Genomic DNA, 26,052 nt, shown 5'->3' on the forward strand with positions numbered 1-26,052 from the left:
GTCATTCCACTCCGGTCGGGCGGCAGGCGCAACGGAAGCAGTTTCCCCGCGTGAGTGACACCGTTTCAGATGACAATGAAAACGATTGTCGATAACGTGTGTGAGGTCGGGCCGGACTCCCTCCGTACGGGTGGCCTCCGCATGCCCGCGTACCCGAATGCACTGTGAGAAGGGGGAGTTCATGCCTCACCTGTTGGTGGTCGAGAGCTGGGTCGGTTCGATGAGCAGACTGCTGCCGCGGACCCTGGGGGAGGGAGGGCACCACTTCACCTTCCTCACCCGTGATCTGATGCATTACCTCCGGGGAGCGCCGGAGGGCAAGGACCACCCGCTGCTCACCGCGCGTAACGTCGTCACGGCGCCCACCAACGACATCGCGACGCTGCTTCCGCTGGTCGAGCGCCTGCACGGAGCGCTCGCCTTCGACGGTGTGATCACGTCCTGTGACTACTACCTGCCCGCAGTGGCCCGGATCGCCGCCCGTCTCGGCCTCCCCGGCCCCGCCCCCGAGGCGATGGAGAACGCCTGCCGCAAGGACACGACCCGGCAGGTCCTCGCGGCCGCAGGTGTGCCCGGGCCGCGGTTCGCGGTCTGCGCGGACGAGGCGGACGCCCTCGCCGCCGCCACCGGGATCGGCTACCCCGTGGTCGTGAAGCCGGTGGACCTGTGCGGAGGCATGCTCGTACGCCGGGCCGACGACGGCGCGCAGCTCGCCGCCGCCTGCCGCGCGCTGGCGGACTTCCCGGTCAACGCCAGAGGCCAGCGGCGTACCCCTCACATCCTGATCGAGGAGTACCTGCCGGGCCCCGAGGTGAGCGTGGAGACGGTGACCTTCGGGGGAGTCACCCACGTCGTCGGAGTGACCGACAAGAGCGTCGGCAGGGCCCCCGCCTTCGTCGAGACCGGGCACATGTTCCCGGCCGACCTCCCCTGCGGCGAACGTGCGGCCGCCGCGGACGCGGCGGTCCGCGCCGGAGCGGCGCTCGGTCTCGACACCGTCGTCGCGCACACCGAGATCAAGCTGACGGCGGACGGCCCCCGTGTCGTGGAGGTCAACCCCCGCCCCGCCGGAAACCGCATCACCGAGCTGGTCCGCCACGTCACGGGAATCGACCTCGCCGCCGCATGTGCCGACGTGGCTCTCGGGCGGGCACCCGACCTCCGCCGGTCCGACACCGGACTGCGAAGTGCCGCCATCGGATTCCTCGTCCCCGAGGCCGCCGGCACCCTCGCCTCGGTGGAGGGCGCGGACGGCGTGCGCGACGCCGCAGGAGTGCTGGAGGTGCAACTCGCGGAAGCCGGCCGCACGGTGGAAGCCGCCCGGAGCAACAACGGCTACCTGGGGCACGTCATGGCGGGTGACGCCGCCGGACTCGGCGCCCGCCGCCACGTCGAGGCGCTGCTCGCCGGACTGCACCCCCGGCTGGTGAGCGCATGAGCAACGCGACCCGCACTCCCGCCGCGTCTCTCGACGGCCTGATCGACCAGGTGTCGGCCGGGAGGGCCGGCCCGGCGCCCCGTACCCGCAAGGTCACCGTCGCCTTCACCACGGCCCAGGCCGTCCGGCACGACGGGCGGCGCGGCGGATACCGCAACGAGGTCCTCAGCCTGCGCGTCGGCAGCGCCGTCGGCTCCTGCTCGGTGGAACCGGGAGCACTTCCCGCCGGGACCGCCGAGGAGTGTGCCGGTGCGGACGTCGCCGCGCTCCTCGCCCACCCGCTGCTGCCGGTCCGGGTCGCGGCACTGGACGCCTACCTGATGGACGTACAGCCGCACACCGGCGCCGCCGGCGCCGAGCCGGTGACCGTGCCCTCCGGAAGCTCGCTCGACCGGTCGCGGGCCAGGGCCGCCGCCGTCGTCGATCTGCTGGACCCGGCGCCCGGCGCCGTCGTCCTGGTCGTGGGCGTCGTCAACTCCCTGCTGGCCGAGCTACGTTCCCGGGGGTGCACGGCGCTCCCGTGCGACCTGAAGGGCGGCTCCACGGAGTGGGGCGAGCCCGTGGCCACGGACGCGCTCGCCGGGATCGGGCGCTGCGACGCGGTGCTGGCCTCCGGCATGACCCTGGGCAACGGAACCTTCGACCCGCTGCGCCGCCGGGCGCTGGACCACGGCAGACCCCTCGTCATGTTCGCCCAGACCGGCAGCGCCGTACTGCCCCGCTTCCTGGGTGCCGGCGTGACCGCCGTCTGCGCGGAGCCCTATCCGTTCTTCTGGCTCGACGGCGGACCCTCCGTCGTCCACCGCTACCGTGCGGACGACGGAGGCACCCCGTGACCACGGCGTTCCTGCCCGCCCTCGCACCCAACCGCGAACTGCTCGCGCTCATCGGCCGCACCCCGCTGGCCAGGATCACCACCGCCCTGCCCCGTCGCCACCCCGGCTTCTGGGCCAAGCTCGAAGGGCACGCCGTCGGCGGCATGAAGGCGCGGGCCGCCGTCTCCATGCTCCTGGGCGCCGAGGAACGCGGCGAACTCCTCCCCGGCGCACCGGTGGTGGAATCGACCTCCGGAACCCTCGGGATAGGCCTCGCCTTCGCCGGACAGGCGCTCGGACACCCCGTCGTGCTGGTCGGGGACACCGAACTGGAGCCCTCCATGCGCCGGTTGCTGCGCTCCCACGGCGCCCGTCTGGAACTGGTGGACACGCCTGCCGCCCAAGGAGGCTGGCAGGGCGCCCGCCTGGAGAAGCTGCACGACCTCCTCGGGCGCCTCCCCGGGGCGTACTGGCCCGACCAGTACAACAACCCCGACAACACGGCCGGTTACGCCTCACTCGCCGCCGAGCTGGCCACCCAGCTCGACCACCTCGACATCCTCGTCTGCAGCGTCGGCACCGGCGGGCACAGCGCCGGGATCGCCGGGCCGCTGCGCAGGCACTGGCCGGCCCTGCGCCTCATCGCCGTCGACTCCACCGGATCGACCATCTTCGGGCAGGCCGCCGCCCCCCGCCTGATGCGTGGACTCGGCAGCAGCATCCACCCGCGGAACGTCGCCCACCGGGTCTTCGACGAGGTGCACTGGATCGGACCGGCCGAGGCCGTCGACACCTGCCGGCGCCTCGCACGCGGCAACTTCGTCAGCGGCGGATGGAGCACGGGCGCCGTCGCGCGGGTCGCGGCCTGGGCCGCCGCCTCCCACCCCGGGGCGGCCGTCGCCACCGTGTTCCCGGACGGACCGCACCGCTACCTCGGGAGCGTCTACGACGACGACTTCACGGCCGCACACCACCTGGACCCCCGCCTCGCCGCCGGTGAGCCCGTCGACATCCCGCACCCACGCGCCGCGCACGCCGGTGGCTGGGCCAGGTGCACCACCGTCACCGACCCATCGGCGGGACACCCGGGAGGACAGCCGTGAAACTCACCCAGCGCACCGTGCGGCTGACCCTCACCGAGCCGCTGCGCATCTCCCGGTCCACCATGGCCGCCCGCGACGCCGTGTGGCTCACCGTCGAACACGACGGACTGCGCGGTCACGGCGAGGCCGTCACCAGCCGCTTCTACGGACTCGACACCCCCACCCTGCAACGCCTCGCGGCCCGCACCGGCGAGCGGCTGGCACGCTTCGCCGGTCCCGAGACCGCACTGCACGCCCTGCGCACCGGCGAACTCGGCCCGACCGGAACCCCGGCAGCGGTGACCGCGGCGACCGAGGCGGCGCTGCTCGACCTGGTGGGCAAGCGCGCCGCCACGGCCGTCCACCGCTTCCTCGGCTCGTCCGTGCCCCCGAGGGCCGCCACCGCCCGCACGATCTCGATCACCTCGCCGGGCCGTGCTGCCGCCCAGGCACGCAGGCTCGCCGACGCGGGCTTCTCCGTCCTCAAGATCAAGGCGGGGGACCCGGACCACGAGGCCGACCTGGACCGGGTGCGCGCCGTCCGCGCCGCGGCACCGGCGGCCCGGCTCCTCCTCGACCCGAACGGGGCCTGGACGGTGGGCCATGCGAGGAGGCTCCTGCCCCGGTACGCCGACCTCGGCATCGAAGCGGTGGAACAGCCCGTCGCCCCCGGAGACCCCGAAGCCCTCGCCCGGCTCGCGGCCCGCTCACCCCTGCCCGTCATCGCCGACGAGGACGCCGTCACGCACGAGGACGCCCGCCGCCTCGCCGGACGGGTCCACGGAATCAACGTCAAGCTCGCCAAGTGCGGCGGCGTGCACGCCGCTCTGCGCATCGCCGCGCTGATCGAGGGCAGCGGCACCGACCTCATGCTCGGCTGCCTCACCGCCAGCACCCTGGGAATCGCGCCCGCCGTCCACATAGCCGACCGCGCCCGCTGGGCCGATCTCGACGGGCACCTCCTGCTCGCCCACGACCCGTGGACGGGCATCGGCGGCGACGACGGCTCCGTCCGGGCCACCGGGCTGCCCGGCCTCGGCGTACGGCCCCACGACGACACCCGGACGTGGAGCGAGGCCTCATGAGGATCCTGCACGAGATACGCGGCCTCCCCCTCGCGATCCGGCTGCTCCTGGTCAACCAACTCGGCGTCACCACCGGCTTCTACCTGCTCATCCCCTACCTCGCCACCCACCTGGGCGACGACCTGGGCCTGTCCGCGGCCACCGTCGGTGTCGTCCTCGGCGTACGCACGCTCAGCCAGCAGGGCCTCTTCCTCCTGGGCGGCTCCGCCGCCGACCGGCTCGGGGCCCGCGGCGTCATCATCGCCGGCTGCGCGATACGCACGGCAGGCTTCGCCCTCTTCGCACTCGGCGACGGGCTGCCCGTCCTGCTCGCCGCCTCGGTGCTCAGCGGGGTGGCCGGCGCTCTCTTCAACCCCGCCGTACGCACCTTCCTCGCCCAGGAGTCCGGGGAGCGCAGAGCCGAGGCGTTCGCCCTCTTCAACGTGTTCGCGACCACGGGCGCCCTCGCCGGCCCACTCCTGGGCAGTGCGCTGCTGCTGGTCGACTTCCGTGCCGCCGCCCTCACCGCCGCGGGCATCTTCGCCCTCCTCACCTGCGCCCAGGCCCTGGTGCTTCCCGCCGGGGACGCGGTTCCGGCCACCGGCAGCGTGACCTCCGACTGGCGGGAGGTCTTCGGAAACCGCCGCTTCCTCGCCTTCGCCCTGGCGATGGTCGGCATGTTCACACTGGAGAGCCAGCTCTATCTGCTACTGCCCGACGGAGCCCGGCAGGCGACCGGCTGGGACGGCGCCGCCGGACTCGTGTTCGTCGTCGGCACCGTCGCGGGGATCACCCTGCAACTGCGCATCACCCGCTCGCTGAAGGCGCGGGGAGCCGGAGGGCGGTGGATCGTCGCGGGGCTCGTCCTGATGGGGCTGGCCTTCGTGCCCCCGATGCTCGTCACCACGGCGGGCCCCGGCGACGGCGCCCCCGGGCCGGTCCTGCGCGTGCTGCCCGTACTGGCGGGAGCGCTGCTGCTCCACCTGGGCGTCATGACCGCGCAGCCCTTCGTGATGGAACTGATCCCCGCCTTCGGCAGGCCCGCCCTGACGGGGACGTACTTCGGTGTCTTCTACGCCGTCTCCGGTATCGCGGCGGCCCTCGGCAACACGGCCGTCGGCTGGACCATGGACATCGCCGGTGAGAGCGGGGCGGACAGCACGCTCCGCGCGCTGCTCCCCTGGGTCTGCTGCCTGACCACCGGACTCGACTCCGCCGCCGGGGTGGCCTGGCTGCACCGCGCCGGAACCCTCCCGCGAACCCGGCGCGCACCCGTGGCGGTGACGGCATGAAACCCCGGACGGACAACCTGCTCACCGACCGGCCGGAGCTCTACGAGGCGAGGTTCCCCGACCCCGAACGCCTCGCCGGACGCTGGGCGGAGGACCTCCTGCGACGGTACGGCGCCGGCCCCACCGTGCTCGACCTGGGCTGCGGAACCGGCCGCGACGCCGCATGGCTCCACGACGCCGGACGCCGGGTCACCGCCGCCGACCTCTCGCCCGCCATGCTCGCCCATGCCCGCGCGCGCCACCCCGGACCGGACTACGTCCGCGCCGACCTCCGCGGTTTCGACCTCGGTGCACGTGCCTTCGACGCCGTGGTCTGCCTCGACAGTTCGCTGCTGTACTGCCACACGAACGGGCAGCTCGACGGCTGCCTGGCCTCCTGCCGCCGCGCCCTGGCTCCCGGCGGTCTGCTGATCGCGGAGATCCGCAACGGCGCGTACTTCCTGGGCCGCGACGAGCCTCCCGCCGTGCCCGCGGTCTCCCGCTTCACCCGGCTCGGCACCACCTACACCTCGACCACCGCACTGCGCGTCGACCGCGCCGCCCAGCTGCTGCGGCGCAGACGTGACTGGACCACCGACGACGGCGCCCCGCCCGTCGAGGAGCACTCCGCGTGGCGGCTGCTCCTGCCGCAGGAACTGCGGCACTTCCTCGACCTCCACGGCTTCGAGGTCCTCGCCCTGCACGACGGACCCGGCCCCCGCACCGAGCCGCCCTGGCGGCCCGGCGACGAACCGGGCAGCACCGCCGACGGTGACCGGCTCCACCTCGTCGCCAGAAAGCAGGGGAACCCCGTGCCACCGGGCTCACCCGTGCCACCGGCTGTACCCGCGCCCCCGCACCCACCCGCGACGTCCGGGCAGCCCTCGACGTATGGCGAACCCGCGGAGGCCGGGGCACCCCCGGCCTCCGGAAGGCCAGGCCCGCGCCCCTCCCGTGCCCCGGCGACCGGGACACCCCTCACACCGCCCACAGAACCCGCAACAGGAGAACAGCCATGAGCACACCGGCAGACGGACACCCCACCTTCCCCGGCCTGCACCGCCGCGGCCTCCTCGCCGCAGCCGGGGGAGCGGCCGGTCTCGGCGCACTGGCACTCGCCGGATGTTCCGGGCCGGGTGCCGCCGGACCGGGGACGGGCAAGGGCGCCGGCATCCCCCGGCGCGGCGGACGGCTCCGGGCCGCCTTCGCCGGCGGCGGCGCGAGCGAGACCCTCGACCCCCACCTGGGCAACCTCTTCGCGGACGCGGCCCGGGGCAAGGCGCTCTTCGACAAGCTCGCCGACTACGGCGCCGACCTCTCCGCCGTGCCCAGGCTCGCCGAGACCTGGGAGCCCAACAGCGCCCTCGACCGCTGGTCGGTGACCCTGCGCCCGGCGGAGTTCCATGACGGAAAGGCGCTCACCGCGGCCGACGTCCTGTACAGCTACCGCCGGATGGCCGACCCGCGCAAGGCGTTCCGGGCCCGGGCCTCCCTGGAACCCGTCGACCTGACCGCCAGCCGTGCGACGGGGGAGCGGACCGTCGAGTTCGTACTCAAGCGACCGACGGCCGAGTTCCCCAACGTGATGGCCGCGTTCGGCACCTTCGTCGTCCAGGAAGGAGCCACCGACTTCGACCGGAAGCCCGTCGGTACGGGGCCCTTCCGCCTCGTCTCGTTCGCGCCCGGCCGGTCCACCCTCCTGCGGCGCAACGACACCCACTGGGACGGCGCCCCGCACCTGGACGAGCTCGAACTCCTCGTGGCCAACGAGGAATCCGCCCGGATCAACGCCCTCCTGGGCGGCCAGATCGAATACGCCCACGAGCTCGCCCCGGCCACCGGCCGCGCCCACGAGAGGTCGGGAGCCATCGACATCGTCAGGCTGCGCAACAGCGCCATGCAGGCATTCGCCATGAAGACCGACCGTCCGCCCTTCGACGATCCGCGGATCCGCGAGGCCTTCTTCCACATCGCCGGCCGCCGGGAACTCGTGGACGGGGCACTGTCAGGTGCGGGGGAGGTGGGCAACGACCTCTTCGGCCGGGGGTACGAGTACTACGCGGACGAACTCCCGCAGCGCGAACAGGACATCGGACGGGCGCGCCACCTCCTGAAGCGGGCGGGCGCGGAAGGCCTGGAGGTCACGCTCGACACCTCCGCCGTCGCCGCCGGCTTCACCGAGGCCGCCGGAATCCTCCGCGACCAGGCAGCCGGGGCAGGCGTCGCCGTCACCGTGCGGACGGGCAGCAAGGACTCCTACTGGAAGGACGTCCTGGACTCGGGAACCCTGTGCTGCTACCGGTCCGGAGCCATGCCGATCGAGACCCACATCTCCCAGCGGCTGCTCACCGACTCCACCACCAATGCCACCAAGTGGCACGACGCGGCCTTCGACGCCCTCTACCGGCAGGCCCAGTCGACGAAGGACGAAGCCGGCCGGGCCGCACTCTACGGCCGGATGCAGCGCCGGCTGCACGCCGAGGGCGGCTTCCTCGTGTGGGGCTTCGGCGACTGGATCCTCGGCACCTCGCGCACCCTGCACGGCGTGGCGCGGGAAGCACCCGCCAACACCCTGGACTGGGCCCGCTTCGACAAGGTCTGGCTGGCGTGAACGGACTGCGCTCCTGGGTCGCCCGCCGTCTGCTCCTCGGAGTCCTGCAGACGGCGGCGGTCGTGCTGCTGGTCTTCGCACTCACCGAGGCCCTGCCGGGCGACGCGGCCGTCGCCTTCGCCGGGGACCAGCCCGACCCGCAGCGCATCGCGGCCGTCAGTGAGGTGATGGGGCTGGACAGGCCCGCCCACGAGCGGCTCGGCGACTGGGTGCTCGGCCTGCTGCACGGAGACCTCGGCACCTCGCTCATCTCCGGTCGGCCCGTGGCCGGTTTCCTCGCCGACGGGTACGCCCCCACGCTCCTCCTCGCCGTGGTCACCGTGGCGCTTCTCGTTCCCGTCGGCGTAGGCCTCGGCGTCCTCGCGGCCCGCCACGAAGGGCGGTGCACCGACCGTGTGATCAGCTCGGCCACCCTCGGCGTCTACGCCGTGCCCGAGTTCGCCCTCGGTGTTCTGCTGGTGGGCGTGTTCGCGCTGCGGCTCGGCTGGCTCCCGCCGACGGCCCTCGGCCACGGTCCCGTAGCGCTCACCCGGCCCGAGGTGTTCGTGCTGCCCGTCCTGGTGCTGCTGGCCCGGCCGGTCTGCTCGCTCGCACGCCTGGTCAGGGCGGGCATGATCGAGGCCCTGGCCGCCCCGTACACCGCCCAGGCGGAGCGGTACGCGATCGCCGGCGCCCGCGTCCGCTACGCCCACGCCCTGCCCAACGCCCTCGCCCCGGCCGCCCAGCAGCTCGCCCGGACGGTGGACTGGCTGCTGTGCGGTGTCGTCGTCGTGGAGGCCCTGTTCGTGATCCCGGGGCTCGGCACCGTCCTCATGAACGCCGTGGCCGACCGGGACGTCCCCGTCGTCCAGGGCCTCGCGGTCGTGTTCGGTCTTGCCGCCGTCCTGCTCAACCTCGGCGCCGACCTGGTCACCCACCGGTTCGCGCCGCGCTCGGCGGTGGCGGCGTGAAGCGGCTCGCCGGACACGGTGCGGGCGCGGTCCTGGTCGCCGTCCCCCTCGGCCTCGCGCTCGCGGGCCCCCTCCTCGCCGGGGAACCCGCGGCCCGGTCGGCCTCCTTCACCCTCGGCGCGGGCCATCCGCTCGGCACCGACTTCGTCGGACGGGACGTCCTGCGGCAGGTGCTGCTCGGCGGCCGGTCCGTGGTCCTGGTCGCCCTGGCCGCGACCGCGCTCGCGTATCTCGTCGCGCTGCCGCTCGGCCTGATCAGCGCGCTCACCCACCGCCGGTGGCTGGAGGAACTGCTCATGCGGCCGCTGGACGTCGTCCTCGCCGTGCCGTCGCTGCTGATGATCCTGCTGGTGGCCACCGCGTTCCCGCCGGGCGCGTCCGGGGTCGTACTGCTGGTGGCCCTCGTGTCCGTCCCCGACGCCGCACGGATCGTGCGCGCGGCCGCGGCCGAGGCGGCCTCCGGCCCGGCCGTCGAGGCCCTGCGCATGCAGGGGGAGAGCTGGTGGCGCATCGCGGTCGGTCACGTCGGGCGGTCCGCCCTGCGCACCCTGGCGGCCGACGCCGGGACCAGACTCACCGGAGCGCTCCACATGGTGGCGACGGCCGCCTTCCTGGGAATCGGAGTCGCCTCGGACGCCTCCGACTGGGCCGTGATGGTCGATCGCAACCGTCCCGGACTGCTCATCCAGCCATGGGCGGTCGTCGTGCCCGCCCTGCTCGTCGTCGCCCTGACCGTGGGCGCCAACCTGCTCGTCGACGCCTCCACGCAGAACCGTCCCCCGCACAGGAAGCCCCGTCGCCCATGAGCCAGGACCGCCCCACGAGCCGGAACCGCCCCACGGACCGGGACCACCCCGTGGACCACGACCACGCGCTCGCCACCGTCACGGACCTGACCGTCGAGGTCGGCACGAAGGTGCTCCTCGACCGGGTCTCGCTCCGGCTCACGGCCGGCACCGTCACCGCACTCGTCGGAGCGTCCGGCAGCGGGAAGACGACGACCGGACTCGCCCTGCTGGGGGAGTACCCGCCCGGTGCCCGGGTGACGGGGGAGGTGTCGGTCGACGGAGGTGTGGTCGGGTACGTCCCCCAGCATCCGGCCGCCGTCCTCAACCCGGTCCGCCGCACCGGCGCCCTCCTGTACGACGTGGCCCGGCAGCAGGTGCGGCAACTGCCACGCCCGCGGCGTCGCGCCGCCGCGAGGCAGCGCGTCGGCGCGGCCCTCGCCGACGCCCAGATCACCGGCGGCGAGACTCTGCTGAGGCGCCATCCGCACCAGTTGTCGGGCGGTCAGCAGCAGCGGGTCGTCCTGGCGCAGGCGCTGCTGGCCGGCGCCCGGATCCTGGTGGCCGACGAACCCACCACGGGGCAGGACGCGCTGACCAGGCGCCGTGTCGTCGGCCGGCTGCGCGCGCTCGCGACCAGGGGCATCGCCGTCCTGCTCCTGAGCCACGACCTCGACGTCGTACGCGAACTCGCCGACGAGGTGGTGGTCATGCGCGGCGGCCGCGTCGTGGAACAGGGGGCCGCCCACCGGGTGCTCGACGCGCCGGCCCGTCCGTGGACCCGGGAACTGCTCGCGGAGCCGGGGACGGAGACGTGCGCAGGTTCCCGCCCCAGCGGTCAAGTGGTGCTGTCCGTGACGGACCTGGTGGCGCATCACCGGGTCCACGGGACCCGTGAGCGGGTGCTGGACATCGGCGGCCTGAGCCTGCGGGCCGGTGAGTTCCTGGCCGTCGTAGGCCGTTCCGGGAGCGGCAAGACGACACTCGCCCGCTGCCTCGCGGGCCTCCACCGCGACCACAGCGGCCGGTTGCGGCTCGAGGGCGCTCACCTGCCCCACGGCGTGCGAGAACGCGACCGCGAGCAGATCGCGGCCGTGCAGTACGTGTTCCAGGACGCACGGGCCGCCTTCGACGGACACCGCTCCGTCCTCGACCAGGTGGCCCGCACGGCCGTGCGCCTGCGCGGCACGGGACGCGTCGAGGCCGCCGCGGAGGCGGGACGGACCCTGGCCGGCCTCGGCCTGGACGAGGCCGCGGTCCGGCGAGCGCCGGGCGGGCTGTCAGGTGGCGAGTTGCAGCGTGCCGCCCTCGCCAGGGCGCTGCTGGCCCGGCCCCGGGTGCTGATCTGCGACGAGATCACCTCCGGTCTCGATCCGGTGGCCCGGCGCTCCCTGCTGGACCTGCTCGCCGGGATCGCCCGCGACGGGGACGGCCCGGGCATCGTGCTGATCACGCACGACCTCGGCACGGCCGCACGGGCGGCGCGGATCGTGGTCATGGACGGTGGGAAGGTGGTCGAGGAGGGACCACGGGAACAGATCCTGACCGCACCTCGCCACCCCTTCACCGTCGCCCTGCTCGAAGCGGCGAGCACGCTGGGAGCGGCCGCCCGGCCCTGAAGCGGAATCCCGCACCTCCCTCCGGACGTACACTCGGCGACATGAGTCGCACCACCGTCAGTGGGAAGTGCCTGCACCAGGCACCCCCCGGTGTGCTCGCAGACCGCCGTACCGCGCTCCACGGGCACGGCTAGCGACTTTCCGAGGTCACCCAGCCGGCCCGTCCGCCGTGCTCCCGCGCCCTCCTCGCGCGCACCGCGTCGACGTCGTACCCGCTTTACGTCACCACCGCAGCTCGGCGTACCGCCGCTGCCGCGCTCCGGCGACGGCCGCAGCGCGGCCCGAGCCACCCTCGAAGGGACCATCGTGAAGCTGAGCGAACTCCTGGCCGGACAGAACCACCGCATCCTTCAGGGTGACCCCGCGGAAACACACGTCACGGCGGGAACCGCCTTCGACGCGGACCGGGCGGCGCCGGGCTCGCTGTTCATCGCGGTGCCCGGCCACCTGGAAGGCGGTCCGGGCACGGTCGCCCCCGTCCTGGCCCGTGGCGCGGCGGCGGTCATCGTGGAGGACGGTTACGTGCTGCCGGGGACCGTGGAAGGTGCCTGTGTCGTGCAGGTCCCGGACGTCCGGTCGACGGCCGCCGTCGTCACGTCCCGTTACTACGGCGAACCCGGGCGGCGCATGGACGTGGTGGCTGTCACGGGCACCAACGGCAAGACGTCGGTCTCGTACATGGTCGAGTCAGTGCTGCGCATCTCCCAGGGCGTGAGGGCCGGGGTCATCGGGACGGCCGGGAGCCGGATCGGCGACGAACTGATCCCGATGCCCCGCTCCGTGCTGACGACCCCCGAGTCCCCTGACCTCCAGTACCTCCTGGGCTGCATGCGGGACCGTGAGGTCGCCACCGTGGTGCTCGAGGCCACATCGATGGGCCTGCTGACCCACCGGGTCGACCGCACCTTCGTCGACGTGGGTGTCTTCACCAACCTGAGCCAGGACCACCTGGACGACCACGGCACGATGGACAACTACCGTGACGCCAAACTACGCCTCTTCCAGGGGCTCTGCCGGCACGCCGTGGTCAACTCCGACGACCCGGTGGGCGCTCGGATCGCGACGATGATGCCAGGCGCGGTGACCACGTACGCCCTCGACACCGAGGCCGACTACCGTGCCACCGATCTGGTCGTGGACGCTTCGGGAACCCGTTTCACGCTCCACCACGGCGGCCGGAAGTATCCCGCCGCCGTCCCGGCCCCCGGCAAGTTCTCCGTCGCGAACGCACTGGCCACGGTGGCTGCCTGCCACTTCCTCGGGCACGATCTGGCCGGGCTGGTCTCCGCGCTCGAGCGCATGCCGCAGATCCCGGGCCGCTTCGAACGCGTCACGACCGCCGGCGGCACCTCGGTCATCGTGGACTACGCGCATTCCCCGGACTCCCTTGACAAGGTGCTCGGCACCATCCGCGACTTCGCCCGGGGCAAGGTCATCACGGTCTTCGGCTGCGGCGGGGACAGGGACACCACGAAGCGGGCCGAGATGGGCAGGATCGCCGGGACGTACTCCGACCTGTGTGTCCTGACCTCGGACAATCCACGCAACGAGGACCCCGAGGCGATCCTGGACCAGGTCGCGCCGGGCATCGAGGGGACGGGCACGCCGTACGAGCGCCTGGCGGACCGCCGCCGGGCCATCGGCTTCGCGCTCTCGGCGGCGGGCCCCGAGGACGTCGTCCTGATCGCGGGGAAGGGCAGCGAGCCCTACCAGATCGTCGGTGACGCCCTGCTGCCCTTCAGCGACATGGCCACCGTGCGGGAGCTCATCACCGTCAGTGCGGCTCAGGGGCTCCCCTCCCCGCGGTAGGTGAGTGTGACGTCGTGCGCCCGGTCGCCGGACGGGGTGTACGACCACGAGGCCGTCGGGCGTTCGGGGGCCGGGATCTCCGTGCGGCGCCCCCGCCCCACCACTGCCCGTTCGAAGCGTCTGCGGGCCTGCGGTGCCCCGGCACCCGGGCCCGGTGGTGGCGACGGCCGGCCGGGAAGCGCGATCCGGCGCCCACTCACCGACGAGAACCTCCAGCCGTGCCGTCATCTCCGCGCTCTCCCGGGTCACAACCTCACTCCGTGGCGATGCGGCGGTGCTTCGTCCCTCTGTGACACGCCTTGTGTGCGGCTCACTCCGGCCACGGCGAGTCGAGGATGGTGCGGACGAAGTCGCCGCGCTCGAACCCCGGCACGTAGTGCTGGAGCACGTCGGCCTTGACGTTCCCGAACGTCGTTTCCGGCTTCGTCCTGATGCCGTCGGTGAACGCCGCGAGGATCCGCCGCTTGAAGTCCGGCCGGGGGTGGAGCGCCACGATCGCGGCGCGGTCGGCGTCCGAGACCTCCCCGTAGCCGAGGCCGAGGACGTCGTACTCCACGCCTGCGGTCACCAGAGCGACCTCAGGTTCCATGAAGGCGGGGATCCCCGGGGTCGTGTGGAGGGCGATGGCGGTCCACACCCGGCGCACGCTGTCCTCGGGAACCCCGTGGGACCGCAGGAAGCGGCGTGCCTCGTCCGCGCTGTCCACCTCGAAGCGCCGGCCGCTGGAGCGGAAGCGCCCACCGAGGCCGAGATCGTGGAACAGGGCCGCGACGTACAGCAGTTCAGGGTCGAAGGAGAGGTCTTGCTCACGCCCTCGCAGGGCACCGAACAGATAGACGCGGTGCGAGTGGTGATAGACGAGGTCATCGGTCGTGTCCCGCACCAGTTCGGTCGCCTCGACGGCGAGCTTCGTATCGGGTACGCGTACGCCGGCTACCGGGGGCTGATCGGTCGGCATGGTGTCACCGGGCTTTCTGTGCGAGTGATCCGGACTCCCTCCAGGATCGGCGACCGGCGCGCCGGGCCCCGGGCCGACAGGCCGGGCGCCACCCGAGCGATCTCGGCGACGAGAGCCTCCACTTCCTCGTCGGGGGGTCCGCCGGGCATCGCCGACCAGGGGCTGTCGGCGCGCATGACACGGGCGTGGGCGGCGTTCGTGAGGACCGGTGATCCCGGGGCGCCCCCTTGCACCCCGCCCGACGGCCCGACGCGCATCTGGGACACGTCGGCAGGGCCGTCCGGCGGGTGGGACGCGTTTCGTGCACCCTGGCGCGCCGCGGAACCTCCGCTGCTCACACCCTGAGCGCCTGCCCGGACGGCGAGGTCCGCCGAATCCCCCGGCGTCATTGGCATGGACCTGCCTTTCGAACTGCACTACAGTCCGTAGCGGCATCTGAGAGCGCTCTCAGAGCGCTCTCATGTGCTGTGGTGCTTCCTGTTCCACCCCCACGAAGCTGGAACAACAGAAGGGGCAACTCCCTTGAGACACACGACGATGGTGCGGACCGGTCTCTCCGCACTGCTCATCATCGGTACATGGGCGACGGCCGGCCTCACCCAGGCCTCCGCGGCTGACACCCCCTCGGCCACCGCCGAACCCCAGGCCTCCGCCGGAATCATCGACGCCATGCAGCGCGATCTCGGGCTGACGAGAACTCAGGCGAAGGCGCGGCTCACCGCCGAGAAGGCGGCGACGGCGCTGGAGGGTACGGCGCGGGGCGCGGCCGGAGCGGCGTACGGCGGGTCCTGGTTCGACTCCGGCAGCGGCAAGCTGACGGTCGCGGTCACCGATGCCGGGAAGGCGCGCGCCGTCCGGGCGACGGGGGCCGAGGTCCGGGTCGTCGACCACACGGCCCGCCGGCTCGACACGGTCAAGAACCGGCTGGACGCCCTCTCCGCGCCCAAGGGCGTCAGCAGCTGGCACGTCGACCCCCGGGCGAACACGGTCGTGGTGAACGTCGTCGCGTCCGCAGAAGGTGACAACGATGTCCGCGCCTTCGTCGCGAAGGCCCGCCAGGCGGGTCCCGTCACGGTGGAACGGACCGCCCAGGCCCCGCAGACGTTCGCCGCGGGCACGGTCGGCGGCGACCCGTACTACACCGGCAACGTCCGCTGTTCCATAGGCTTCTCGGTGCACGGCGGGTTCGTCACCGCGGGGCACTGCGGTCAGGCCGGCGGAGCCGTCAGGGGCTGGGACGGCTCGGCCATCGGGAACTTCCAGGGATCGTCGTTCCCCGACAACGACTACGCCTGGGTGAACGTCGGCAGCGGCTGGTGGACCGTCCCGGTGGTCCTCGGCTGGGGCACCGTGTCCGACCAGCTGGTGCGCGGCTCGAACGAGGCTCCGATCGGCGCCTCGATCTGCCGTTCGGGTTCCACCACGCACTGGCACTGCGGGAACGTCCTCGCGAAGAACGAGACCGTGAACTACAGCCAGGGCGCCGTCCGTCAGATGACCAAGACCAGCGTCTGCGCCGAACCGGGCGACTCCGGTGGCTCGTTCATCAGCGGTGACCAGGCGCAGGGCGTGACCTCCGGCGGCTGGGGCAACTGCAGTGGCGGCGGCGAGACGTGGCACCAGCCCATCAACGAGATCCTCAACCGCTACGGGCTGACCCTGCACACCGCCTGACGCGAGGACTCCGCCGGCTCCGGACGAACCGACGGAACGTGAACGGTCTGCTGCGGCAGCAGGGTGGCCCCCTGCCGCAGCAGACCCATGCGCGGGCGGCCCTCGCCGTCCGCCGCTGACGAGCGTCGGTGACGTGGCCCGGCGCAGGGCGTGGCGCCCGGTGTGAACCCTCACGGCCGCGCGGCCGTGATCCGGCCGGCGCGCGGTCGAAATGGTGCCTCCGCGCCCGGGTCCCTGCCGTGCGGCGCCTGCTGTGCGGGTCCTGGGGATGCGGACCCGCGGTCATCTCCCCGGAGCGGGTCGCTCGCTCCCGGCCCGCCCCCTCGTCCGGCCCGGCGGATCCCCGCATGCACCGGAACGGAGCCGCCCTTCCAACGCCCTTGGGCGGAGCCTCTGTTCACCAACTATTGACATGTTCTCAGCAGCAGCGCAACACTGGCAACGCCTTCGGGAGAGCGCTCTCCCACAGTATTCGCAAGGCACGTTCGCGTTCCGCGTGCTCTTCCGAGGCGCGTTCACTCACCACGGCTCCCGCCGGGCGGTGCACCCCCTGGGGCCCGCTTCCGGTGCGGCGCAGCATGCAGCTCCACTCTCCCCCCGCCGCGCACCCGATGTGCGCGGTTGCAGAGCGGCACGGAGGTCCGCATGACCGAAAGATTCAGCAGAACCACCCTGATGTCCGCCCTCGTCGTCGTCGCCGCCCTGGCCCTGGTGGTCATGGGTCTCACCGCGATCACGGACGCCGGTGCGACGGCGTCCGGTGGCGCTCCGACGACAGCCGGCCGGCCGGCTGCCCTCTCACAGGTGGCGCAGGGGGGTTCGGGACAGCACACGCAGGGCCACGTGATGGCCGCGGCCGCTCCCGTACCCTCCGGAGACGACCCCGACGGCGACGGATACATCCCGGCGAACCCGCCGGTCACCGGGGTGGTGCCGTCGACGGAGATCCCGCCTCACCGCTACTTTCACGAGTTCCAGGCGAACTGCTCGGTCAACCACACCGGATCGGTCGACCCGATCGTCTATCCGGGGCAGACGGGCAAGTCCCACAACCACACGTTCATGGGCAACACGACCACGAACGAGAACAGCACCACCGCGTCGCTCGGTGGTGGCGGAACCGTGTGCAAGGCGCCGGGTGACCGGTCCGCGTACTGGATGCCGACGCTCTACAACGGCAACCAGGAGGTGCGGCCGGTCGGACCGCAGACCATCTACTACAAGGCGGGTGTCACGGACTACCGGACGGTGCGGCCGTTCCCCAAGGGGCTGCGCTTCGTCGTCGGCAGCCCGACCCAGACGGTCGACCAGTTCCGCGACCACCCGGGCACGGTCGAGGGCTACGAGTGCGGCGAGAGCTACCACAACTTCGAGTTCCCGGCCGCCTGTCCGACGAGCAGGGACACACAACTCAACCTGCGCATGCAAGCGCCCAGTTGCTGGGACGGCAGGAACCTGGACACGCCGAACCACCAGTCCCACATGGCCTATCCGATCGTGATGGGCGCCAACCAGGACGTGTGTCCCACCAGCCACCCGGTCGCCCTGCCGATGATCGAGTTCAAGATGGCCTGGCCGGTCAACGGTGACATGTCGCAGGTGAGGCTGGCCAGCGGCACCGGCCACTCGTTCCACTACGACTTCTTCAACGCCTGGGACGACGCCACGCTGGCCGCCATGGTCCGCCACTGCGTCGTGGGCGGGCTCCAGTGCGACGCCCGGGGCTACGACCAGAACAACCCCGGCGCGGGGGCCGCGCTGAACGCGAACTACGAACTGCCCTGACCCTCCGGCCTCCTGGGACCCCCCGGTGGGCGCGGATCGTCCGCGCCCACCGGGGAGAGCGCTCTCCTAGGCCGGGCCGCCGAGTCCCGTTCCACGAGGCCGGTGCGCGGAGGCCCGGCCTGCCGCACCGTCCCGCTTCCCGCTGCCGATGCGGCCGCAGAGTCCGCGGCGGGCCACGGAATCCCGTGGCCCGCCGCGGACTTCACGTACAGGGCGCCCATCCCGGACAGCGGGGGCCTCACACAGGTCGCCGCCGGCCTGCCGGGCCGGGCGCGGACGTGCGCTGGTCAGGCGGGCCCCTCGGAATTGTCGGGGCCCTCGTCGTCGGAGCTCAGCTCCTCCGCCCGCAGTGCCAGGTCCTGGAGCACATCGGCGGAGGTCACGTCGTGCTGGCCGGAGTCGTGGATCTGCGCCAGCGCGATGAAGGCCAGGGTGAAGGCGCCGACGAGCTGCTCGACGGCCCCGCCCACCTCGCGCCCGACCAGGACCGCCATCTCCTCGACGCTGGCATCGGCCGGAATGGCGATGTGCGGCATCGTCTCGTTGAGGAGGGTCGTCACCATGCCTCCGCCCGTGTCCAGATCGCCGCTGCCCGTGTCCTCCTCGGCCTGGCGCTGCATCTCGCCCGCCTCCGTGAGGATGCCGATCACTCGCTTGAGGACTTCGCTCTGCTCCATACGCCGAGCATATGTGCCGGGACCTCACGCTCCCCACGCATCCGGAGGGCGCCCCGAACGGCGTTCCCCCGGTGCGCGGACGCACGGAGCCCCGGTCACCAGCGGTCGGGCCGCTGGGCCGGGGGCGCGGGCTCGGCCCGGGACGGGGTCACACCGAAGTGCGCGGCCTGTCGCCGGAGACCTCACGGATGAGCTCCGCGTAGCGGCGTCCGCTGCTCTTCACCGTGCGGCGCTGCGTGGCGTAGTCGACGTGGACCAGGCCGAAGCGCTTGTCGTACCCGTAGGCCCACTCGAAGTTGTCCAGCAGCGACCACGCGAAGTAGCCGGCCAGCGGGGCGCCCTTGCCGACGGCGCGGGCGCAGGCGGCCAGGTGCTCCTCCAGGTACCGGGTGCGCTCCGGGTCGTGCACGGAGCCGTCGGCCAGGACGACGTCCTGGTAGGCCGAGCCGTTCTCGGTGACGTAGATGCGCTGCGCGCCGTACTCCTCGGTGAGCCGCATGAGCAGCTGTTCCAGGCCCTCGGAGTGGACCTCCCAGTCCATGTGGGTGTGCCGCGCGCCGGGGAGGTGGATCTGCCGGGCGTGCGGCACCGGTCCGTGGGGGTCCGCGGTGACGATCTGGCGGAAGTAGTAGTTCAGCCCGATCCAGTCGAGGGGGGCCGCGATGGTCTCCAGGTCGCCTGGCCGCACGGGCAGCTCGACGCCGTACAGATCGAGCATGTCCTGCGGGTAGCCGCGGCCGTGGATCGGGTCCAGCCACCAGCGGTTGATGTGTCCGTCCGCGCGTACGGCGGCGGCCAGGTCGGCCGCTCCGGCGCTCGCGGGCTCGATCGGGCTGAGGTTGTTCACGATGCCGACCCGGGCGTCGGGCGACCGGTCGCGGATCGCCCGTACGGCCAGTCCGTGCCCGAGGTGGAGGTGGTAGGAGGCGCGCACGGCGGCCGTGAGGTCGGTGAGACCCGGGGCCATCTTGCCCTCCAGGTGGCCGATCCACGCCGAGCACAGCGGCTCGTTGAGGGTCGCCCAGTCCTTCACCCGGTCGCCGAGGCGTTCCACGACGACGGAGGCGTACGCCGCGAAGTGCTCCGCGGTCTCCCGGACGGTCCAGCCGCCCCGGTCCTGGAGCGCCTGCGGCAGGTCCCAGTGATAGAGCGTCGCGAAGGGGGTGATCCCGGCCTCCAGGAGGCCGTCCACGAGGCGGTCGTAGAAGTCGAGGCCGGCCTTGTTCACGGGTCCGTCGCCGCCGGGCACGACCCGGGGCCAGGCGACCGAGAAGCGGTAGGCGCCGGCGCCGAGCTCCTTGATGAGCCCGATGTCCTCCGGGACCCGGTGGTAGTGGTCGCACGCCACGTCGCCGTTGTCACCGTTGTCGATGGTGCCGGGCGTGTGCGAGAAGGTGTCCCAGATCGACGGGGCGCGGCCGTCCTCGGCCACCGCGCCCTCGATCTGGTACGCGGCCGTAGCGACGCCCCAGGTGAAGCCGGCCGGGAGGGCGTTGAGGTCGTTCACTGACTGCCTTTCCTTGTCGGTCACTTGACTGCTCCCGCGGTGAGCCCGGCGACGAGGTAGCGCTGCAGGAGCAGGAATCCCGCGACGACGGGCACGCTGACGACGAGCGACGCGGCCATGACCTGGTTCCAGTACACGTCGTTCTGGGTGGCGTAGCCCTGGAGACCCACCGCCAGGGTCCTCGTGGCGTCGTTCGTCATCACGGAGGCGAACAGCACCTCGCCCCAGGCCGTCATGAAGGCGTACACCGACACGGCGACGATCCCCGGCACCGCGGCCGGCACCACGACCCGGAACAGCGCGCGGATCGGGCCGCAGCCGTCCACCAGCGCCGCCTCGTCGAGGTCCTTCGGGATGGAGTCGAAGTACCCGATCAGCATCCAGATGGAGAAGGGCAGCGAGAACGTCAGGTAGGTGAGGATCAGTCCGCCCCGCGACCCGTACAGGGCCAGACCGGTGCTGTTCCCGATGTTGACGAAGATGAGGAACAGCGGCAGGAGGAAGAGGATCCCCGGGAACATCTGCGTGGAGAGCACCGTGACGGTGAACGCCCGCTTCCCGCGGAAGGTGTAGCGGCTCACCGCGTACGCCGAGAACACCGCGATGGTGACGGAGAGGGCCGTCGCGGCCCCGGCCACGATCAGCGAGTTCACGAAGTACTTCGCCAGCGGGACGGTGTCCCAGATGTCGAAGTACGGCTGGATCGTGAGATTCCTCGGGATCCACTGGAACTTCCCGGACACGTCCTGGAGCGGCTTCAGCGAGCTGCTGACCATGACGTAGACCGGCAGCAGGACGAAGCCCGCGAGGAGGGTGAGGACGATGCGGCGGGTCCAGAGGAAGGACTGGGGTGCCGCCATGGGGGACCGGACGCGTGACCGGGCGGGGCTAGGCATCAGCGCCCTTCCTTCCGCGTGAGGTGAAGAACAGGTAGACGGCCGTCACGACCAGGAGGAACAGGAGCAGCAGGACGGACATCGCCGAGCCGCTGCCGAAGTTCCAGGTGACAAATGACGACTGGTAGATGTGGATCGAGATGAGGTCGGCGTTCTCCGGCGCGGACTTCCCGAACAGGACGTACGGGGTGTTGAAGTCGTTGAACGTCCACAGGAACAGGACCAGTACCAGGACCTGGTTGACGGGCCTGAGCGAGGGGAGCGTGATCCTGCGGATCTGCTGCCAGATGCCGGCACCGTCGATCGAGGCGGCCTCGTAGAGCTCGCGCGGGATGTTCTGCAGGCCGGCCATGAGCATGAGGAAGGCGAACGGCCAGCCCTTCCAGACGGAGACGATGATCAGCGCGTAGATGCTGTTGTCACCGATCAGCCAGAAGGACGGCTGGTCGGTCAGCCCGAGCTGGTCGTGCAGGACGTGGTTCACCAGCCCGTTGTCGCGCTGGAACATGAACGCCCAGGTGATCACGGCCGCGTAGACGGGCAGGGCGTACGGGACGAGGAAGACGGCCCGCAGGAAACCCCGGCCGCGGAAGCTCTCCTGCAGCATGATCGCCGCGGTGATCCCGAACAGCCAGGCCAGGCCGACGGCGAAGAAGGTGAAGACGCAGGTGACGAGGAACGAGTGGAGCAGCGCCTCGCCGATCGGCGCGTCGAAGTCGACGGCGATCCGGTAGTTGTCGAGGCCGCTCCAGGGCGCCCCGCCCCAGTTGTTGATGAAGAACTGCGTGAGCTGACGGAAGCTCATCACGATCCCGATGAGCATCGGGATGATGTGGATCAGGAGTTCGAGAAGGACGGCGGGGAGCAGCAGGAGGTAGGGCAGTCCGCCTTGGCGGATCCGGTCGGGGATGCGCGGCAGTCTCCTGCGCGCACCCCCGGTGCCCGTGCTCCCCACCCCGTTCGGCTTGTCGACCTTGGGATCGGTGGTCACGGCGGTCATGAAGAGTGCCTCACTACTGCTGCATCGTCTGCTGCGCCTTTTCCAGGCGCGCCTTGACCGACTCGGTCGTCACGGGGGTGCCGGCCGCGGCGTCCGCGAACAGCTCCTTGACCGCCGTGCCCACCGCGGTCTCGAACTGCGACTCGTTCGGCACCTGCGGCAGCGGGGCCGCGCTGGTGGCGAGGGTGTCGCGCAGGACCTTCAGCTCCGGAGCGGAGAAGGCGGCGTCGGACTGGGCGGCCTTGACGGGCGGGATCGACCCGTACGTCTTGCAGAGGATCTTCTGCTCGGCGTCGCTGGTCATGAACTTCACGAACTTCTTGGCACCGTCGATGTTCTTGGTGTTCTTGAACACCGCCATGTTGATGCCGGCCACCATGGAGTTGGTCTGCTTGCCCGCGCCGGGGGCTCCGGACGGGACGGGGACCGGAGCGACGCCCCAGTCCTCCGGCTTCATGCCCTGGGCGGCGAAGGTGGTCGCGGCGGCCTGCCAGAGGACCATGGCCGTCCGGCCCTTGGCGAAGTCGGTCAGCGACTGGTTCTGGGCGTACTCGGCGTTGCCCGGCGCGATGATCTTGTCCTTGGCCATGAAGTCGACGTACTGCTTCACCGCGGCGACGGCGCCGTCGGACGTGAAGTCGGCCTTGCCCTGCGCGTCGAAGAAGTCGGCGCCGTGCTGCTGCCCGAGGACGAAGGTCTGGTGGATGTTGTTGGAGAGGTTGGCGCCCTCGGCGCCGAGGGCCCACTTGCCGTCCTTGGAGAGCTTCTTGCCGTCCGTGACGAGCTGCTCCCACGTGGCGGGCGGAGTGGTGATGCCCGCGTCCGCGAACATCTTCTTGTTGTAGTAGAGGGCGTACGACAGCGAGTAGAGCGGCACCGCCGCCGGGGGCTCGCCCTCCTTGCCGGCCGAGGCGACCGCCGAGTCGATGAAGCGGTCACGGCCGCCGATCGCCTCGAAGTTCTTGTCGTCCCAGGGGAGCAGCGCCCCGGTGGCCTGGAGGGAGGCCGACCACGTGTTGCCGATGTTCAGCACGTCCGGGCCCTGTCCCGACGTGGTGGCGGCGAGGATCCGGTTCAGCAGGTCCGCCCAGGGGACGACCTCCAGCTTCACCTTGATCCCGGTCTCCTTCTCGAACTTCTTCAGTTCGGGAGTGAGGATCTTCTTGTCGGCCTCGATGCTCGGACCCTGGTTGGACGCCCAGTACGTCAGGGTCTTCGGGGACTCGTTGCTGCCTCCCGCCGACGACGTCCCGCCCCCGCAGCCGGTGACTCCGGCGGCGACGGACAGGGCGAGGGTGACGGCTGCTGCGGCTCTGAGGTGACGCATGAAAGGTGGCCCCTTTCCGGGGAGGGCGGGTTCGGGAGCCGAACTGCCCTTCCGCTCTTAATTTAAGATGTGATTTAAGAGGTGAAGAAAGTGCGCGTCAAGTGCTGGGGCCGGGGTATGTTGCCGGGACGAAGGGAGCACCATGGCTGAGCGCAGCAGACGGACCGTGCGTGACCTGCGAAGGGGCAATCGGGCGAGGGTATTGCAACGGTTGTATGTCGACGGCCCCTTGAGCCGTCAGGAGCTCGGCCCCGTGACCGGGCTGAGTTCGGGATCCATCAGCAACGTGGTCGCCGAGCTGGCGTCCGAGGGCCTCCTCGAAGAGGCCGGCATCGTCGACTCCGACGGCGGGCGCCCCCGCACCCTGCTGCGCATCGCCCCGGACAGCGGGCTGTTCGTGGGCATCGACATCGGCGAGACGCGCGTGCGCGTCGAGCTGTTCGACCTGTCGCTCACGGAACTCGCCCGCACCGACCGCCTCCTCGCCCAGCACGGGTACGACGTCGAGCGCATCGTCAGCCATGTCCGTACGGGCGTGTCCGACGTCCTGCGCGACGCCGGCGCCGACCCCCGCATGCTGCTGGGCATCGGGATCGGGGTGCCCGGCATCATCGAACGGGACGCCCCGGAGGCGCTGGGCGGCCCCGGCGCCGTCGTGCACGGCCAGACCATCGGCTGGAGTGCCGTGCCCTTCGAGCGGATGCTGCGTGAGGCCGTGGACGTGCCGCCCGAGGTGCCGTTCTTCATCGACAACGGCGCCAAGACGCTGGGGCAGGCGGAGATGTGGTTCGGCGGCGGCCGGGGTGCCGGAGCCGCCGCTGTCGCACTCATCGGCTCCGGCGTGGGCGCCAGCGTGAACCGGGGGAACGTCCTCGACGAGGACCTCTCCGACGCGGCCCTGGAGTGGGGCCACACCACCGTGCAACTGCGGGGGCGGCGGTGCCGTTGCGGCTCCATCGGCTGCCTGGAGGCGTACGCGGGTGCGGAGGCGATGCGCGAGCGCTGGCAGGAGGCGGGCGGCCCGCTGCCCCCCGACGCGGACGACGAGACGGCTCTGGCCGCCCTGCTCGCCGCCGCATACCCGGACACCGCCGACGGGGTCCCGGACCCCGTCGCGGTCTCCATCCTGGACGAGACGGCGGAATGCCTCGGCGCGGCACTGGCCGACCTGGTCAACCTCTTCCTGCCCGAGCGCATCCTGCTCGGCGGCTGGGCCGGCCTGCTGATCGGCCCGCACCTCCTCCCGGACATCCGCCGGTACGCACAGGAGTACGCCCTCCGCCACGCCGTCGCCCGCACGACGATCGACCTGGGGCACCTCGGCCCGGACGCGGTCACAGTGGGGGCCGCGACCCTGCCCCTGTCCGACTTCCTGGCACGCGGCGGAACCCGCCCCGCCCCCGCACGCGTACCGCTCGCCGCCGAGGCGCCCGAGCGCGCACCCGCCTCGATGACGCGCGCCCGCGGCCGCACGGCCACGGGCTGAGCCGCGCGACGGCCGAGGCCGGGTGCCGCCCCGGGGGAGAGGCGCGGCCTACGCGGAGTCCCGTACCACCAGGACCGGTTCGAAGACGACGGAGGTGACGGGGCGGTCGGGTGCCGCCAGCCGGTCCAGCAGCAGCCCGGCCATCTCGGCCGCCATGTCCTCGACGGGCTGACGGACCGTCGTGAGCGGCGGCCTGCACGCGACGGCGGCGCTGCTGTCGTCGAAACCGATCACCGCGACGTCCTCCGGGACCCGCCTGCCGTGATCCCGCAGCACATGGCAGGCTCCCGTCGCCATGAGGTCGTTGCCGGCGAACACCCCGTCCAGGTCGGGGTGTTCGGCGAGCAGCCGCTCCATGGCGGCCTCGCCGCTCTCCTGGGTGAACTGCCCCTCGACGGCGGGCGCGGAGGCGTGGCCGTGGCGCTCCATCGTCTCCCGGAACCCCGCGAGCCGTTCCTGGGCCGCGAGTACGTTGAGCGGCCCGCTGATGGCCGCGATCCTGCGGCAGCCGCGTGCCAGCAGATGGTCCGTCGCGAGCCGGGCGCCGTCCCGATGGGCCAGATCCACATAGCTCATGCCCACCGGCCGGGCGGGGCGCGCGTACAGCACCGCGGACAGCCCCGCGTCCGCGATCAGCGCCGGCAGCGGGTCCTGTGCGTGCGTCGACACGACCAGCGCACCGTCCGCACGGCCCTGCCGCAGGTACGCCACCACCTCCTCCCTGGCGTGCGAGGTCTCGGCGAACATCAGCACCGGGTGCATCCCCCGCGGCCGGAGGTAGTTGACGACTCCCGTCACGACCCTGCCGAAGAACGGGTCGGCGAACACCTGGGCCGTGAAGGAGCCCTCCGGAGCGGGTACGGCCCCGTCCTCGTCCGGTTCGGTTCCCGCGCCCGACACCACCAGGGCGACGGCGTCCGTACGCCGGGTGACCAGGGAGCGGGCCGCGCGGTTGGGCGCGTAACCGGTGACCGACACCGCCTGCCGCACCGCCTCCTGGATGACCGGATCGACGTTGCGCACGCCGTTGACGACCCGCGAGACCGTGGCGCGCGAGACGCCGGCGGCCCTCGCGACGTCCTCCAGGGTGGGCGCGGCACCGGTCGGCCGCAGAGCATCCGTCATGGGCGCATTTATAGCACCGAGCGGACGCCCGGATAGAGCGCTCTCCGGCACGGGGGCGTGTCCGTCACGACCTCGCGATCCCGGCCGGCCGAGGGGTCGTGCGCCGGGGCGCATGCGGGGCGGGTATCCGGGTTTCGCTTGTCACCAGCCTTTGCCTGCCCATACGTTGGCCG

20 protein-coding genes and 1 pseudogene are annotated in these 26,052 nt (G+C 72.1%); 14 read left to right on the forward strand and 7 right to left on the reverse strand.

Features of this window, described 5'->3' with window-relative positions; translation table 11 throughout:
* The first annotated feature begins 181 nt into the window (after positions 1 to 181).
* From OHT61_RS28910 to OHT61_RS28960, 11 genes and pseudogenes are all read left to right on the forward strand, one after another.
* Positions 182 to 1,438: an ATP-grasp domain-containing protein gene (locus OHT61_RS28910; RefSeq protein ID WP_329042233.1), complete on the forward strand. Its 1,257-nt coding sequence runs from the start codon at positions 182 to 184 to the stop codon at positions 1,436 to 1,438.
* Positions 1,435 to 2,274: a Rossmann-like domain-containing protein gene (locus OHT61_RS28915; protein WP_329042234.1), complete on the forward strand. Its 840-nt coding sequence runs from the start codon at positions 1,435 to 1,437 to the stop codon at positions 2,272 to 2,274. Before OHT61_RS28910 ends, OHT61_RS28915 begins: the two co-directional genes overlap by 4 nt.
* Positions 2,271 to 3,356 carry a PLP-dependent cysteine synthase family protein gene (locus OHT61_RS28920; protein ID WP_329042235.1) on the forward strand — a complete coding sequence of 362 codons (1,086 nt, stop codon included), beginning with the start codon at positions 2,271 to 2,273 and terminating at the stop codon, positions 3,354 to 3,356. Before OHT61_RS28915 ends, OHT61_RS28920 begins: the two co-directional genes overlap by 4 nt.
* On the forward strand, positions 3,353 to 4,420 hold the full coding sequence (locus OHT61_RS28925; protein WP_329042236.1) for an enolase C-terminal domain-like protein: 1,068 nt from the start codon (positions 3,353 to 3,355) through the stop codon (positions 4,418 to 4,420). The genes OHT61_RS28920 and OHT61_RS28925 overlap by 4 nt, the downstream gene beginning before the upstream one ends.
* Positions 4,417 to 5,691, forward strand: coding sequence for an MFS transporter (locus tag OHT61_RS28930; protein WP_329042237.1), 1,275 nt, complete (start codon positions 4,417 to 4,419; stop codon positions 5,689 to 5,691). Before OHT61_RS28925 ends, OHT61_RS28930 begins: the two co-directional genes overlap by 4 nt.
* Positions 5,688 to 6,470 (forward strand): annotated as a pseudogene (locus OHT61_RS28935) (class I SAM-dependent DNA methyltransferase); the annotation flags it as partial. The gene OHT61_RS28930 and the pseudogene OHT61_RS28935, both read left to right, overlap by 4 nt.
* Before the next feature lie 215 nt (positions 6,471 to 6,685).
* The gene (locus OHT61_RS28940; protein WP_329042238.1) at positions 6,686 to 8,281 is read left to right on the forward strand and encodes an ABC transporter substrate-binding protein; all 1,596 of its coding nucleotides are present in this window, start codon (positions 6,686 to 6,688) and stop codon (positions 8,279 to 8,281) included.
* Positions 8,278 to 9,231 carry an ABC transporter permease gene (locus tag OHT61_RS28945; protein ID WP_329042239.1) on the forward strand — a complete coding sequence of 318 codons (954 nt, stop codon included), beginning with the start codon at positions 8,278 to 8,280 and terminating at the stop codon, positions 9,229 to 9,231. The genes OHT61_RS28940 and OHT61_RS28945 overlap by 4 nt, the downstream gene beginning before the upstream one ends.
* The gene (locus OHT61_RS28950; protein WP_329042241.1) at positions 9,228 to 10,037 is read left to right on the forward strand and encodes an ABC transporter permease subunit; all 810 of its coding nucleotides are present in this window, start codon (positions 9,228 to 9,230) and stop codon (positions 10,035 to 10,037) included. Before OHT61_RS28945 ends, OHT61_RS28950 begins: the two co-directional genes overlap by 4 nt.
* A complete protein-coding gene (locus OHT61_RS28955) occupies positions 10,034 to 11,635 on the forward strand; it encodes an ABC transporter ATP-binding protein (RefSeq protein WP_329042242.1) in 1,602 nt (533 codons plus the stop codon). Before OHT61_RS28950 ends, OHT61_RS28955 begins: the two co-directional genes overlap by 4 nt.
* A gap of 306 nt (positions 11,636 to 11,941) precedes the next feature.
* Entirely contained in the window at positions 11,942 to 13,444 is a 1,503-nt protein-coding gene (locus tag OHT61_RS28960; RefSeq protein ID WP_329042244.1) for a UDP-N-acetylmuramoyl-L-alanyl-D-glutamate--2,6-diaminopimelate ligase, read from the forward strand.
* A 310-nt stretch (positions 13,445 to 13,754) separates the two neighbouring features.
* Here OHT61_RS28960 and OHT61_RS28965 read toward each other — a convergent pair whose 3' ends face one another.
* The gene (locus OHT61_RS28965) at positions 13,755 to 14,402 is read right to left on the reverse strand and encodes an HD domain-containing protein (RefSeq protein WP_329042245.1); all 648 of its coding nucleotides are present in this window, start codon (positions 14,400 to 14,402) and stop codon (positions 13,755 to 13,757) included.
* Between the two features lie 537 nt (positions 14,403 to 14,939).
* On the opposite strand from OHT61_RS28965, the gene OHT61_RS28970 reads away from it, so the two are divergent.
* Together OHT61_RS28970 and OHT61_RS28975 are read left to right on the forward strand one after the other, a co-directional pair.
* Positions 14,940 to 16,076 (forward strand): S1 family peptidase, encoded by a 1,137-nt coding sequence (locus OHT61_RS28970; protein WP_329043421.1) that lies wholly within the window; start codon positions 14,940 to 14,942, stop codon positions 16,074 to 16,076.
* A 645-nt stretch (positions 16,077 to 16,721) separates the two neighbouring features.
* Positions 16,722 to 17,861: a DUF1996 domain-containing protein gene (locus OHT61_RS28975; RefSeq protein WP_329042247.1), complete on the forward strand. Its 1,140-nt coding sequence runs from the start codon at positions 16,722 to 16,724 to the stop codon at positions 17,859 to 17,861.
* Positions 17,862 to 18,148: 287 nt separating this feature from the next.
* Here the strand turns inward: OHT61_RS28975 and OHT61_RS28980 are convergent, their stop codons facing one another.
* The 5 genes from OHT61_RS28980 to OHT61_RS29000 all read right to left on the reverse strand — a co-directional run bounded on the left by OHT61_RS28980 (position 18,149) and on the right by OHT61_RS29000 (position 23,268).
* A complete protein-coding gene (locus OHT61_RS28980) occupies positions 18,149 to 18,538 on the reverse strand; it encodes a hypothetical protein (RefSeq protein ID WP_329042248.1) in 390 nt (129 codons plus the stop codon).
* A gap of 148 nt (positions 18,539 to 18,686) precedes the next feature.
* A complete protein-coding gene (locus OHT61_RS28985) occupies positions 18,687 to 20,045 on the reverse strand; it encodes a GH1 family beta-glucosidase (protein ID WP_329042249.1) in 1,359 nt (452 codons plus the stop codon).
* Positions 20,046 to 20,065: 20 nt separating this feature from the next.
* The gene (locus OHT61_RS28990) at positions 20,066 to 20,905 is read right to left on the reverse strand and encodes a carbohydrate ABC transporter permease (protein WP_329043423.1); all 840 of its coding nucleotides are present in this window, start codon (positions 20,903 to 20,905) and stop codon (positions 20,066 to 20,068) included.
* A gap of 28 nt (positions 20,906 to 20,933) precedes the next feature.
* A complete protein-coding gene (locus OHT61_RS28995; protein WP_329042251.1) occupies positions 20,934 to 21,941 on the reverse strand; it encodes a carbohydrate ABC transporter permease in 1,008 nt (335 codons plus the stop codon).
* 13 nt (positions 21,942 to 21,954) lie between these two features.
* Positions 21,955 to 23,268 (reverse strand): ABC transporter substrate-binding protein, encoded by a 1,314-nt coding sequence (locus tag OHT61_RS29000; RefSeq protein WP_329042252.1) that lies wholly within the window; start codon positions 23,266 to 23,268, stop codon positions 21,955 to 21,957.
* A gap of 142 nt (positions 23,269 to 23,410) precedes the next feature.
* Between OHT61_RS29000 and OHT61_RS29005 the strand changes: the two genes are divergently transcribed.
* On the forward strand, positions 23,411 to 24,754 hold the full coding sequence (locus OHT61_RS29005) for an ROK family transcriptional regulator (protein ID WP_329042253.1): 1,344 nt from the start codon (positions 23,411 to 23,413) through the stop codon (positions 24,752 to 24,754).
* Positions 24,755 to 24,802: 48 nt separating this feature from the next.
* On the opposite strand, the gene OHT61_RS29010 is transcribed toward OHT61_RS29005, so the two are convergent.
* Positions 24,803 to 25,879, reverse strand: coding sequence for a LacI family DNA-binding transcriptional regulator (locus tag OHT61_RS29010; RefSeq protein ID WP_329042254.1), 1,077 nt, complete (start codon positions 25,877 to 25,879; stop codon positions 24,803 to 24,805).
* Positions 25,880 to 26,052 lie beyond the last annotated feature (173 nt).

The organism is Streptomyces sp. NBC_00178 (genome assembly GCF_036206005.1).
Lineage (GTDB): Bacteria > Actinomycetota > Actinomycetes > Streptomycetales > Streptomycetaceae > Streptomyces.